At 65.0% G+C, this 12,351-nt stretch carries 11 protein-coding genes and 1 pseudogene; 6 read left to right on the top strand and 6 right to left on the bottom strand.

Annotated features, from left to right (window positions below; translation table 11 throughout):
* A pseudogene (locus RT028_RS12070) lies at positions 1–166 on the bottom strand (NAD(P)H-hydrate dehydratase); the annotation flags it as partial.
* Positions 167–231: 65 nt separating this feature from the next.
* Here RT028_RS12070 and queG point away from each other — a divergent pair.
* Positions 232–1,308 (top strand): tRNA epoxyqueuosine(34) reductase QueG, encoded by a 1,077-nt coding sequence (gene queG / locus RT028_RS12065; protein ID WP_312935128.1) that lies wholly within the window; start codon positions 232–234, stop codon positions 1,306–1,308.
* On the opposite strand, the gene RT028_RS12060 is transcribed toward queG, so the two are convergent.
* Positions 1,299–1,910: a trimeric intracellular cation channel family protein gene (locus tag RT028_RS12060; protein ID WP_312935126.1), complete on the bottom strand. Its 612-nt coding sequence runs from the start codon at positions 1,908–1,910 to the stop codon at positions 1,299–1,301. The two genes, queG and RT028_RS12060, sit on opposite strands and share 10 nt — an antisense overlap.
* An 89-nt stretch (positions 1,911–1,999) precedes the next feature.
* Positions 2,000–2,542 carry an oligoribonuclease gene (orn, locus tag RT028_RS12055; protein WP_312935125.1) on the bottom strand — a complete coding sequence of 181 codons (543 nt, stop codon included), beginning with the start codon at positions 2,540–2,542 and terminating at the stop codon, positions 2,000–2,002.
* A gap of 126 nt (positions 2,543–2,668) precedes the next feature.
* On the opposite strand from orn, the gene rsgA reads away from it, so the two are divergent.
* Complete coding sequence (rsgA, locus tag RT028_RS12050; RefSeq protein WP_312935124.1) at positions 2,669–3,700, top strand: small ribosomal subunit biogenesis GTPase RsgA; 1,032 nt, start codon at positions 2,669–2,671, stop codon at positions 3,698–3,700.
* 101 nt (positions 3,701–3,801) lie between these two features.
* Here rsgA and motB read toward each other — a convergent pair whose 3' ends face one another.
* Positions 3,802–4,830, bottom strand: a complete 1,029-nt coding sequence (gene motB, locus RT028_RS12045) for a flagellar motor protein MotB (protein WP_312935122.1) — start codon at positions 4,828–4,830, stop codon at positions 3,802–3,804.
* A 3-nt stretch (positions 4,831–4,833) separates the two neighbouring features.
* Entirely contained in the window at positions 4,834–5,685 is an 852-nt protein-coding gene (motA, locus tag RT028_RS12040) for a flagellar motor stator protein MotA (RefSeq protein WP_312935121.1), read from the bottom strand.
* A gap of 130 nt (positions 5,686–5,815) precedes the next feature.
* On the opposite strand from motA, the gene RT028_RS12035 reads away from it, so the two are divergent.
* The 3 genes from RT028_RS12035 (at position 5,816) to asd (ending at position 9,207) form a co-directional block, all read left to right on the top strand.
* Positions 5,816–7,351 carry an HDOD domain-containing protein gene (locus RT028_RS12035; RefSeq protein ID WP_312935119.1) on the top strand — a complete coding sequence of 512 codons (1,536 nt, stop codon included), beginning with the start codon at positions 5,816–5,818 and terminating at the stop codon, positions 7,349–7,351.
* Between the two features lie 176 nt (positions 7,352–7,527).
* On the top strand, positions 7,528–8,337 hold the full coding sequence (locus tag RT028_RS12030) for a rhodanese-like domain-containing protein (RefSeq protein WP_312935118.1): 810 nt from the start codon (positions 7,528–7,530) through the stop codon (positions 8,335–8,337).
* A gap of 9 nt (positions 8,338–8,346) precedes the next feature.
* Positions 8,347–9,207 (top strand): archaetidylserine decarboxylase, encoded by an 861-nt coding sequence (gene asd / locus RT028_RS12025; RefSeq protein WP_312935117.1) that lies wholly within the window; start codon positions 8,347–8,349, stop codon positions 9,205–9,207.
* Positions 9,208–9,419: 212 nt separating this feature from the next.
* Here asd and serB read toward each other — a convergent pair whose 3' ends face one another.
* Positions 9,420–10,634 carry a phosphoserine phosphatase SerB gene (serB, locus tag RT028_RS12020; RefSeq protein WP_312935115.1) on the bottom strand — a complete coding sequence of 405 codons (1,215 nt, stop codon included), beginning with the start codon at positions 10,632–10,634 and terminating at the stop codon, positions 9,420–9,422.
* A gap of 134 nt (positions 10,635–10,768) precedes the next feature.
* On the opposite strand from serB, the gene RT028_RS12015 reads away from it, so the two are divergent.
* Entirely contained in the window at positions 10,769–12,268 is a 1,500-nt protein-coding gene (locus RT028_RS12015; protein WP_312935114.1) for a histidine kinase, read from the top strand.
* The last annotated feature ends 83 nt before the right edge of the window (positions 12,269–12,351 follow it).

The raw sequence follows: 12,351 nt of genomic DNA, 5'->3' as shown, positions 1-12,351 counted from the left end.
CCTCGGCGCTGAGCAGTACCGAGCCGCCGGTACCGAGGTCGCCACCGACCACCAGAACGTGGCCAAAGGCACCTTTATGGGCGTCTGACGGGCGCGGTGCCAGGCGTGGCAGGTTGTGCGCACCGAGCACTTGCGCGGCGGTCGAGCGGTGTTTGGTCTGAGGCATAGGGTCAAAGGCTCCGATGTCTGGCAGAATTATACGCACCTGAGCCTGTATTGCCCTGCCCATCCATGTCTGCTTCCCTTTCCGACCTGCCCACACTGACCCAATCGATCAAAGACTGGGGCCGCGAACTCGGTTTTGCCCATGTCGGCATCGCCGGGGTCGACCTTGGCGAGCACGAGCAGCACCTGGAGCGCTGGCTTGCAGCGGGCTACCACGGCGAGCTGGAGTACATGGCCGCCCACGGCAGCAAGCGCGCGCACCCGGAACAGTTGATCCCCGGCACGTTGCGCGTGGTGTCCTTGCGCATGGATTACCTGCCCGGTGACACGCGCATGGCCCAGGTGCTGGCGCAACCGCAAAAGGCCTATGTGTCGCGCTACGCCCTGGGCCGCGACTACCACAAGCTGGTGCGCAAGCGCGTGCAGCACCTGGCCGACCGCATTCAGCAGGCGATTGGCCCGTTTGGCTACCGCGCCTTCGTGGACAGCGCGCCGGTGCTGGAAAAGGCCATCGCGCAGGAAGCCGGGCTCGGCTGGATCGGCAAGAACACCTTGCTGCTCAACCGCAAGGCGGGTAGCTACTTCTTCCTCGCCGAGCTGTTCGTCGACGTGCCGCTGCCGGTCGACCCTGCCCAGACCAGCGAACACTGCGGCCGCTGCAGCGCCTGCCTGGACATCTGCCCGACCCAGGCCTTCGTCGGCCCGTATGTGCTGGATGCCCGGCGCTGCATCTCCTACCTCACCATCGAGCTCAAGGGCGCCATTCCCGTCGAGCTGCGCGCGATGATCGGCAACCGCGTGTTCGGCTGCGATGACTGCCAGATCGTCTGCCCATGGAACCGCTTCGCCCGCCCCACCCGGGAAAACGACTTCATGCCCCGCCACGGCCTGGACAACGCCGACCTGGCCGAGCTGTTCCTCTGGGATGAAGCGCGCTTTCTCAGCCTGACCGAAGGCTCGCCGCTGCGCCGCGCCGGCTATGAGCGCTGGCTGCGCAACCTGGCGGTAGGATTGGGCAATGCGCCCTCGACCATCCCGGTACTCGAAGCGCTGAACGCACGCCGCGAGGATGCCTCCGAGCTGGTCAGGGAACACGTGCAATGGGCGCTGGAAGAACACCGGCGCCGCGCCGATCACTGCTGATCGTTGTAGTGGAACTTGGGCATTTCCCAGTGAAAGCGGATGGCCAGCAGCCGTAGCAGGAAGCCACCGAACAAGGTCAGCAGCATGGCCTGCTCGGCCGGCACGCGGAAATGCACGCAGCCCAGATAGAACCACGCCGCGGCGAACGACACGCTGGCGTACAACTCGCGGCGAAACACCAAAGGAATGTCGTTGCAGAAGATGTCGCGCAAGATGCCGCCGAACACCCCTGTGACCACCCCGCTGATCGACGCCACCAGCATGCCCTGGCCCATCTCCAGCGCGGTCATGCAGCCGATCAGGGTGAAGGCCACCAGACCCAGGGCATCGAGCACCAGAAACAGCGCGCGCAAGCGGCGCATCAGGGGCGCGATGATCATGGTGACGATGGCCGCAAGACTGGTCAGCACCAGGTATTCAGGGTGCTTCACCCACGTCAGCGGGTAGTGGCCCAGCAGCACGTCGCGCACCGAGCCACCGCCCAACGCCGTGACGCAGGCGATCAGCACCACGCCGAACCAGTCCATGCCCCGGCGACCGGCCGACAGTGCGCCGGTCATGGCTTCGGCCGTGATCGCGATGAGGTAGAGCATCAACAACATGGTGCAGGCCCCTGCGCAAAAGGCGCGCAGTCTAACCACTCTCCCCGCGCACCAGAAGGGGGCAGCGACAGAATCGATGCCCGCGTGGGTCAGACCTTGATGAAATGTTCGCGGTAGTGACGCAGTTCTGCGATCGACTCGCGGATATCGTCCAGCGCCAGGTGCGTGCCGCCCTTCTGGAAACTGTCGCGCACATGGGGCGCCCAGCGTGCGGCGAGCTCCTTGAGGGTCGAGACATCAAGGTTGCGGTAGTGGAAATAGTTTTCCAGCGTGCGCATGTGGCGATACAGGAAGCGGCGGTCCTGGCAGATGCTGTTGCCGCAGATCGGCGACTTGCCCCTCGGTACCCACTGCTCCAGGAAGGCCACGGTCTGGGCTTCGGCCTCGGCCATGCCGACGCGGCTGTCACGGACGCGCTGGGTCAGCCCGGAATTGCCATGGGTGCGCGTGTTCCACTCATCCATGCGCGCCAGCACCTCGTCACTGTGGTGGATGGCGATCACCGGGCCTTCGGCCAGGGTGTTCAGGTCGCTGTCGGTGACGATGGTGGCCATCTCGATGATGACGTCGTTATCCGGATCCAGGCCGGTCATTTCCAGGTCGATCCAGATCAGGTTCTGTGGGTTGTGCATAAAGGCTCCTCGGGTAGCCGCTCATAGTAGCCTAGCCGTCGGCTGGCCCAAAGGCGGCCGATAAGCCCAGGGCCCGGCGTGCTAGACTGCGCGCTGTCTTCTCCAAGCCGCCACAACGGAACCCTCATGGCCAAACGCCAACTCAATCGCCGGCAAAACTGGCGCATCGAAAAGATCCAGAACGAGCGCGCCGCGCGTGCCGCCAAGCGTGAGCAACACACCTTGCAGGAACTGGAAGGTGGCGACCTCGGCCCTGAGCAACTGGGCCTGGTGATCGCGCACTTCGGCGTACAGGTGGAGGTCGAGGCGCAAGAGGGCGACAACGCAGGCGAAGTGTTCCGCTGCCACTTGCGCGCCAACCTGCCGGCGCTGGTGACCGGCGATCGCGTGGTCTGGCGCACGGGCAACCAGGGCATTGGCGTGATCGTCGCGCAGATGCCGCGCAGCACCGAGCTGCGCCGCCCGAACAACCACGGCCAGCTCAAGCCAGTGGCGGCCAACGTCGACCTGATCGTCATCGTGTTCGCACCCGCGCCCGAGCCGCACCCCAACCTGATCGACCGATACCTGGTGGCCGCCGAGCACGCCGGCCTGCGCCCGTTGCTGCTGCTGAACAAGGCAGACCTGATCAACGAAGACAACGCGCCGGGGCTCAATGCCCTGCTCACGGTCTACCGTGACCTGGGCTACCCGTTGCTGGAAGTCTCGGCGCATCACGGCGATGGCATGCAGCGCCTGCAGGGCCTGCTCGATGGGCATATCAGCGTGTTCGTCGGGCAATCGGGTGTGGGCAAGTCGTCTCTGGTCAACAGCCTGCTGCCACAGGCGCAGACGCGAGTCGGCGATTTGTCGGAATGGTCAGGCCAAGGCACTCACACCACCACCACCGCGCGGCTGTACCACTTCCCCAACGGCGGTGACCTGATCGACTCCCCAGGCATCCGTGAATTCGGTCTGGGCCACGTCAGCCGTGACGATGTCGAAGAAGGCTTCATCGAGTTCCGCGACCTGTTCGGCACCTGCCGCTTCCGCGACTGCAAGCACGACCGCGAACCGGGTTGCGCCCTGCTCAAGGCGCTGGATGAGGGCCGTATCTCGGCACCACGGATGAGCAGCTACCGCTCGATCATCGCCAGCTTGCCCGAAGAGTCTTACTGAGTTCCGAGCGTTACCGCGCTGCAAAAGCGCTTCTACGCCTCAATGCAAAACGCCCATGAAGCGCTTGACCGCTCATGGGCGTTTTGCGTTGGAGCCAACCGTTATTCCTGGCTGTCTTCCATGCGCAGCGTGCCGTCTTCGAAGATATTCAGCTTCTTGCGCAGTTCGCGAGGCTGCATCGGCGCTGGCTCGGCAGCGTTGCCAGGCGCGGCGGTCGCACCCGGTGCAGCGCCGGTCGGCGGGGTGGCAGCCCCGTCTGGGCTGGCAGGCGGCTGGGTGCCCTGCTCGCCTTCGATGTCGCGCTGGGCCTTTTTGGTCAGCACCACGATGTCGATGCGGCGGTTCACCGGGTTCAGCGGGTCCTTGCGATCGAACAACGAAGACGACGCATAGCCCACCACCCGCGCCACCTGATCATCCGGGTAACCGCCAGTGACCAATGCACGGCGCGCGGCGTTGGCCCGGTTGGCCGAGAGCTCCCAGTTGCCGAACCCGCCGCTGCCGGCAAAGGGCTTGGCGTCGGTGTGGCCACTGACGCTGATCTTGTTCGGCACCGCTTTGATGGTGTCGGCCATGGCCAGCAGGATGTCTTCGAAATACGGTTGCAGGCGGGCGCTGCCCAGGTCGAACATCGGCCGGTTCTCGGCATCCATGATCTGGATGCGCAGGCCGTCCTGAGTGATCTCGAAGAGGATCTGGTCCTTGAACTTCTGCAGCTCGGGGTTCTCGTTGACCTTGTTCTGCAGCTCTTGCAGCAACAGTTCCAGACGCTCGCGCTCGACCTGCTCGGCCATGCTTTCGACCTGATCCTTGTTCACTTGCGGGTTGAGCGGCGGCGTGGATTCCATGTTCTGTTCAGGATTGATGGTCTTGTCCGGCGCCATCTCCGGCGTGCCGCCCAGGTCGATGACGTAGGGCGTGCCGCTTTCGGCAAAACCGATCGGGTCCTGGAAGTAGCCGGCAATGGCGATCTTCTGCTCAGGGGTGGCGGTGGACATCAGCCACAGCACCAGGAAGAACGCCATCATCGCCGTGGCGAAGTCGGCGAAGGCGATTTTCCAGGCGCCGCCGTGGTGGCCGTCGCCGAAGCGCTTGACGCGCTTGACGATGATGGGCTGGTTGTTCTCCATGACTCAGCGACCGCGGACCGCTTGTTCCAGCTCGGCGAAGCTTGGACGATGGCCCGGGTACAGCACCTTGCGGCCGAACTCCACGGCCAGCGTGGGCGGCATGCCTGAGGCCGAGGCCACCAGCGAGGCCTTGATCGCCTCGTACACGTTGATCTCTTCCTTGGCGTCGTGCTTGAGGCAGTTGGCCAGCGGGCCGAAGAAGCCATAGGCCGCGAGAATACCGAAGAAGGTACCGACCAGCGCCGCGCCGACGTGCATGCCGATGGCCGCCTGGTCACCCTCACCCAGCGACGCCATGGTCACCACGATGCCCAGTACCGCGGCAACGATACCGAAGCCGGGCATGCCGTCGGCGATGCCGGTCACCGCATGGGAGGGGTGTTCGAGCTCTTCCTTCATGCTCAGCAGCTCCATGTCGAACAGGCCTTCGAGCTCATGGGGCGCCATGTTGCCGGTGGACATGATGCGCAGGTAATCACAGATGAACGCGATCATCGACGCGTCACCGATGATGCTCGGGTACTTGCTGAAGATGGGGCTGGCCGCGGGGTCCTCGATGTCGGCCTCGATGGCCATCATGCCTTCGCGGCGGCTCTTGTTGAGGATCTCGTACACCAGGCTCAGCACTTCCAGGTAAAAGGCGTGGGTATACCGCGACTTGAACATCTTCAGGGATTTCTTGAAGACGTGCATCGTCATGCTGCCGGGGTTGGCCTGGATGAACGCGCCCAGTGCGGCACCGCCGATGATGAGCACTTCGAACGGCTGAATCAGGGCACCGATCTTGCCGTGCGAGAGAACGTAACCGCCGAGCACGCTGGCGAATACGATGATGATGCCGATAATTTTTGCCATAAATTCAACGTATTAGCAGAGGTGAAAAAGGACCGGGAGGGGGGCTCTGAAACTCTTCTTCTACTTATCGGCAGAACTGCGCCAGACTATAGCCACTCCTAGCGAAAAGCCAGTTCGGACTGATGTCAAAATGCCAAGTGAAACCAAGGTCCCAAGTCAGGTTCCATCGACGCTAGAGGCGTGGGTGAAGGTGCTCGATAGCGTTCGGCTGCCGGTTCCGAAGGAAAGCCACGACCGCGTGCTGTCGGCCATCAACGACTCGCGCCGCTCGCTGCGCGACATCGCCGAACTGATGCAGGGCAGCCCCGCGCTGGTGCTGTCGGTGATGCGCGAGGCCAACCATTCGGCCAACGCCAGCCAGGCAGAGCCGGCCGAAAGCCTGGAGGTGGCGCTCAATCGCCTGGGCCTGGCGCGCTGCGCGCAACTGCTCGCGCGTTTGCCAGCGGTACCCAGCAGCGACCTGCCGCCCACGCTCAACCAGTTCGTGCAGATCAGCCAGCACGCCAGCCAGCAGGCCAGCGGCCTGTTCGCCAGCCGTCTGGCGCGGCTGTGGCAGGAAATTCACTGGGGCAGCCTGCTGTTCCTGTCGCCGCTGTGGCCGCTGGCGCTGGCCTACCCCGCATTGCTCGACACCTGGGAGCTGCGGGTCATCCACCGCGGTGAGGACGCGGCCCAGGTCGAACAGGAACTGTTCGGGGTGCGCATCATGGCGTTGTGCCGCGCGGTGGCTGAACACTGGCGGCTGCCGGAGTGGGTGACCCAGGGTTACCGCCTGCTGCTCGAAGAGCGCGAGCATCTGGCCCAGGTGATCAGCATCTCCCGCGAGCAGGACCCGCTGGAGCAGCAGCATCGCCTCGACCAGGAACCCGGCCTGCGCCGCTGGTTCAACCAGCCGGCCAACACCGTGCTGCTGGCCAACAATCTGGCGCTGGCCGCGCAGGTGGGCTGGGACAACCCGCACCTGTTGCGCTGGCAACTGCTCACCGCGCTGTACCTGCAAACCAGCCTGGACGATGTGCAGAACCAGGTGCACCAACAGGCCGCGGCCAGCGCCCGCCGCCACGCCCGGGCCGACCTGTTCCACCCGGCCGAAGCCCTGCTCTGGCCCTGGCAGCAGCGCCGCCTGCACCCGGACATGCTGCCGCCCCCGCCGCCCTCGGCAGAAGACCTGGCCACCTGGCGCACCCTGTGCACCGAGCTGCTGGCCCAGACCAATCGCTTCACCAATGCCGTGCACCTCGCCACCCAGGCGCGCGACGCCTTGACCGCCTGCGGATTCACGCGGGTCATGCTGCTATCGTTCGACCGTGTCAATGAGTGCCTGCGCGTGCAGCAGATCGCCGGTGTGCCCAAGGAGACGCTGGCGCAGACCTTGCCCGTGGCTGACAACCGGCTGCTGGAGCGGCTCACCAGCCAGGCCGCGCAGCTGCGCCTGACGCCGGAAAACCACCGGCAGTACGCCCCCTTGATGCCTGCCGCGCTGCGCCCGTTGCTGCGCAGCGAACACCTGTTGATGCGCTCGCTGGCGGTCAATGGCCAGGTCGCCATGCTGGTGCTGGCCGACCAGAGCGCCCGGCCGCTGTCGGATGTCAGCGTGCAGGCGTTTGCCAAGACCGTGCAGTGCATCGAGCGCGCCTTGGCAACCTTCAGCCATCGCAACGCCTGATGCTGTGCGCAGCCCTGTGAATCACCTCTGCACAACGAAAACGGCGAGTACCGGGCCAGGCGTTGCGCCGTCGATCCATGCCAACGGTGCAGGTTCGCGCGCAGTTGCATCACCGCGCGGGCAGTTTTCAAACAGCGCCTGGGCTACAATCGCCGCTCTTTTTTCGGAGACCGTGGATGACTGACTTTTCCGGCTTGCCGTTGGTGATCGAGGCGGCAGACCTGCTGCCGCGCCTGGATTCACCCGAGCTGATTCTGGTCGACCTGACCAGCGCCAGCCGTTACGCGGCCGGGCACATCCCCGGCGCGCACTGGGTCGACAGCAAACGCACTCAGCTCGGCCAACCCCCGGCGCCCGGCTTGTTGCCCAGCCAGGCCACGCTGGAAAAACTGTTCGCCGAACTCGGCCATCACGAGAACGCGGTCTATGTGGTCTATGACGAAGAAGGCGGCAGCTGGGCCGGCCGCTTCATCTGGCTGCTCGATGTGATCGGCCACGCCCGCTATCACTACCTCAACGGCGGCATCCAGGCCTGGCCGGCGCAGGCGCTGTCCACCGAAACGCCGGCCAGCGCGTGCACCGAGGTGAGCCTGCAACTGCACGCCGAGCCCACCGCCACTCGCGAATACCTGCAAAGCCGCCTGGGCGCAGCGGACCTGGCCATCTGGGACGCACGCGCCCCCGAGGAGTTCGCCGGCACCAAGGTGCTGGCGGCCCGTGGCGGACACATTCCCGGTGCGGTCAACCTCGAGTGGACCGCTGCCATGAACCCGGCCGACCACCTGCGCATCCGCGCCGACGTGGCCGCGCTGTTGCTCGACCACGGCATTACCCCGGACAAGGAAGTGGTCACCCACTGCCAGAGTCATCGCCGGTCCGGCTTCACTTATCTGGTGGCAAAATCCCTCGGCTACCCACGGGTCAAGGCCTATGCCGGCTCCTGGAGCGAGTGGGGCAACCACCCGGACACGCCTGTAGACGTTTAAGGAAACCCAATGAAATCCCGTTTGTTCATTCTCAGCCAGTACCTGCTGCCCCACCATCTGCTCTCGCGCCTGGCCGGCTGCGTCGCCGAGTGCCGCGTGCGCTGGTTCAAGAACGCCTTCACTGCCTGGTTCGCCCAGCGCTATCAAGTGGACATGTCCCAGGCTCAGGTCGAAGACCTCACCGCCTACGAGCACTTCAACGCCTTTTTCACCCGCGCCTTGAAGCCCGATGCCCGTCCGCTCGACCAGACCCCAGGGGCCATCCTCTGCCCGGCCGACGGCGCCGTCAGCCAGGTCGGCAAGATCGAGCACGGCCGCATCTTCCAGGCCAAGGGCCACAGCTTCAGCGCCCAGGAACTGCTCGGCGGCGACCCCGCCCTGGCTGCACCGTTCATGGGCGGCGAGTTCGCCACCGTGTACCTGTCGCCCAAGGACTACCACCGCGTACACATGCCGCTGGCCGGCACCCTGCGCGAAATGGTCTATGTGCCGGGCCAGCTGTTCTCGGTCAACCAGACCACGGCTGAAAACGTTCCCGAGCTGTTCGCCCGCAACGAGCGTGTGGTGTGCCTGTTCGACACCGAACGCGGGCCGATGGCCATGGTGCTGGTCGGCGCAATGATCGTGGCCTCGGTCGAAACCGTCTGGGCCGGGCTGGTCACGCCGCCCAAGCGCGAACTGAAGAGCGTGCGCTACGACGAAGCCAGCCGCGTGCCGATCCACCTGGAGAAAGGCGCCGAAATGGGCCGCTTCAAGCTGGGTTCGACAGTGGTCGTGCTGTTTGGCCCTGAACAGATGCAATGGGGCGATGTGGGCGCGGGCTCGGCCGTGCGCATGGGCCAGTTGCTGGCCATGCCGACGCAAGCCTGACCCTGGCTGCAGGCTGAGCGCCTGGCGCCGCACTGGCTCAGCCTAACGTCAAACGCCCGGTGCTCTGCATCGGGCGTTTTCGTGTCTGCGCGGACTGGCAATAGCGACGCTATCGAGAAACGTCATTGTGTGGCGAGGTCACAGGCCTTGTGGCTGCTCAGGACGCCGACAGGCCGCGGGCCCGGACTGTCGGCTCAGGCATTGCGCGAAGGCTAGCTGCGGGTCTGACGGTCACGCAGGCCCAGCAGGTACAGCACCCCATCCAGCCCCAGGGTAGAGATCGCCTGCTTGGCCGACTGGCGCACCAGCGGCTTGGCGCGGAAGGCCACGCCCAACCCGGCCAGGGCCAGCATCGGCAGGTCATTGGCGCCGTCACCGACGGCGATGGTCTGCTCCAGTTGCAAACCCTCCTTGATTGCCAGCTCCTGCAACAGCTCGGCCTTGCGCTGCGCATCGACGATCGGCTCGACTGCCACACCGGTCAGTTTGCCGTCGACCGTCTGCAGCTCGTTGGCGAACACGTAGTCGATGCCCAGGCGTGCCTGCACCTGCTTGGCAAAGTAGCTGAAGCCGCCGGACAGAATAGCCGTCTTGTAACCCAGACGCTTGAGCTCGGCGAACAGGTTTTCGGCGCCCTCGGTGAGGCGCAGCGAGGCGCCGATTTCATCCAGCACGCTGACGTCCAGGCCCTTGAGCAGCGCCATGCGCTCTTTGAAACTGGCGCGAAAATCCAGCTCGCCGCGCATGGCGCGTTCGGTGATGGCGGCCACCTGCTCGCCGACGCCGGCGGCCTTGGCCAGCTCGTCGATGACTTCTGCCTCGATCAGCGTGGAATCCATGTCGAACACTGCCAGGCGGCGATTGCGGCGGAACAGGTCGTCTTTCTGGAAGGCGATGTCGACGCTCAACTCGCCGGACAACGCGAAGAAATCGCCGCGCAGCGCCTGCACATCGCTTGGCTCGCCGCGCACGGAGATTTCCACCGCAGCCCGGCTGTTGTCCACCGGTGCGTCAAGGCTGACGCGCGCAGACAGCCGCTCGATGCGCTCGATGGTCATGCCGTAGCGGGAAATCACCGCACTGGCACGCTGCAGCTGTTCGGGGGTGATCTGCCGGCTCAGCAGCGTCACCACATGGCGCGCGTCGCCCTGGCCTTCGGCCCAGTGCTGGTAGTCGGCCTCGGAAATCGGCGTATAGCGGGCCTGCAGGTTCAGTTCGTGGGCCTTGGCCTGCACGCTCTGCAACAGTTGCGTGGCCACCTCGTTGTCGGGGATGTCGACCAGGATGCCGAACGACAACGTGCCGTGCATGACGGCAAGACCGATGTCGAGGATGTTCACACCGCCCTGGAGCAGGACGCCGGTGAGAGCGGCAGTGAGACCGGGTCGGTCTTCACCGGTGATGTTGATCAGGACGATTTCGCGCAAGACCTGGCTCCGAAATGATGAAAAATGCGCATTCTACCGACTTTCCATGACCACCGGGCGCCTCGCCTACTTTGCCGACATATGCCGGGTCGCTATACTCCGCCCACACTTTTTGCCATAAAGAGCCGCGCTCTGTGATCCGGCCCACGCCCGTCAAAACCGAAAACTTCTTCGTGATGCTCTTTCGCGCCCTGCGCCAACGTCGCATTCCCCTGGTTCTGCGTATCGCCAGCCACACCGTTTTCATGGTGGCGCTGGCGCTGGTGATCTATGCCTGCGTGATGGGCCTGCAGTTCAAGCAGGCCATGCATGACCAGGCCGATGCACTGGGCCAGAGCCTCACCATCCAGACCGCGACGTCGGCCACCGAGCTGTTGGTGGCCAATGACATCCTCAGTCTCAACGTGCTGCTCGGCAACCTGGTGAAGAACCCGCTGGTGGCCCATGCGGCGATCTACAGCGTGGACAACCGCATCCTTGCCGAAGCCGGCGAACGGCCGCGCAACACCCTGCTGGGCGAGGCGGAAGGGCTGTACCAGAGCAAGATCACCTTCCAGGACGTCGCCGCGGGCCAGTTGCGCATCAGCCTGGACATGAATCAGTTCCAGCAACCGATGCTGATCAGCCTGCAGAGCATGGGCATCATGGCGGCCATCCTGCTGGTCCTGGCGCTGACCCTGAGCCTGCGCCTGGGCCGCTACATCACCACCCCGCTGCTGCAACTGCGGGTCTGGCTGCGCGATCCGCACCACCTCACCCCCGGCACCGAGCGCCAGGATGAAATCGGCGACCTGGCCCGTCAGCTGCACGCGCGCCTGGCACCGCCAGCGCCGCCCGAGCCCGATCCGGAGCCTGAGTACACGTACGACGAAGACCCGGAGCAGGACGAACATTTCGTTGAAGACGCGCCGATGACCCTGCGCGAACGTGCCGCCATTCCCAAGCCGAGCCAGCGCGCTCAGGTGGTGGCCGAGGACGATGATGACGAAGCCTTCGCCGGCTTGCTGGACGACGAAGCGCCCGCGCCGCTCCAGGCGATTCACGAAGACGCGCCCGGCGAGCCACAGTTCACGGGCATTCTCGCCGTGCAGCTGGGCTCGCAAGAGCAACTGCGCCGCCTGCCGCGCACCCGTCTTGGCGAATTGCTGGACCGCTACCGCGAGTGCCTGAACCAGGCCGTGTCGCTGTACGAAGGCGAGCTGCACTCGCTCAACGACGGCAGCGCGCTGCTGCTGTTCCACAGCCGTCAGTGCGGCGACGACTACCTCACCAACGCCATCTGCTGCGGCGAGCTGCTGCGAGCCCTGGGCCATGCGTTGCAGATCGAGGTCGCAGACAGCGGCATCACCCTGCAATTGCAGCTGGGCCTGACCATGGACGATGACCTGTACGGGCTGGACCAGGTCGACCTGCTGATGGCCGAAAAGGCTCAGGATGCCCTGGCGCTGTCGCAGCACAGCCGCAACCTGCTGCTGGTGGAGCGCAAGATCGGCGATGACTCGCTGATCCGCCAACGCGCGCGCATCCGGCCGATTGCCAGCCCCGAAGGCGCGTGCTGCGTGGAGCGTCTGCTCGAGCCCTACCCGTCCATGCTCGAGCGCCAGCTCGCACGCATGCACGAGCACCGCAGCTGACTGGGAACCGCCCACGAAAAGGCCTGCATCGCTGCGCAATGCTGTTCAGTCAAGCCAAGGCGGGATCGGTTGGGGCTGCTTTG

The organism is Pseudomonas sp. (genome assembly GCF_032058845.1).
In the GTDB taxonomy this organism is placed as follows: Bacteria; Pseudomonadota; Gammaproteobacteria; order Pseudomonadales; family Pseudomonadaceae; genus Aquipseudomonas.
This window is presented reverse-complemented; position numbering and strand designations above follow the sequence as displayed.

Bases quoted from the DNA above. Each gene is read 5' to 3' on its own strand.
- queG (WP_312935128.1), top strand. From the start codon at position 232: ATGTCTGCTTCCCTTTCCGACCTGCCCACACTGACCCAATCGATCAAA.
- RT028_RS12060 (WP_312935126.1), bottom strand. From the start codon at position 1,910: ATGTTGTTGATGCTCTACCTCATCGCGATCACGGCCGAAGCCATGACC.
- orn (WP_312935125.1), bottom strand. From the start codon at position 2,542: ATGCACAACCCACAGAACCTGATCTGGATCGACCTGGAAATGACCGGC.
- rsgA (WP_312935124.1), top strand. From the start codon at position 2,669: ATGGCCAAACGCCAACTCAATCGCCGGCAAAACTGGCGCATCGAAAAG.
- motB (WP_312935122.1), bottom strand. From the start codon at position 4,830: ATGGAGAACAACCAGCCCATCATCGTCAAGCGCGTCAAGCGCTTCGGC.
- motA (WP_312935121.1), bottom strand. From the start codon at position 5,685: ATGGCAAAAATTATCGGCATCATCATCGTATTCGCCAGCGTGCTCGGC.
- RT028_RS12035 (WP_312935119.1), top strand. From the start codon at position 5,816: ATGCCAAGTGAAACCAAGGTCCCAAGTCAGGTTCCATCGACGCTAGAG.
- RT028_RS12030 (WP_312935118.1), top strand. From the start codon at position 7,528: ATGACTGACTTTTCCGGCTTGCCGTTGGTGATCGAGGCGGCAGACCTG.
- asd (WP_312935117.1), top strand. From the start codon at position 8,347: ATGAAATCCCGTTTGTTCATTCTCAGCCAGTACCTGCTGCCCCACCAT.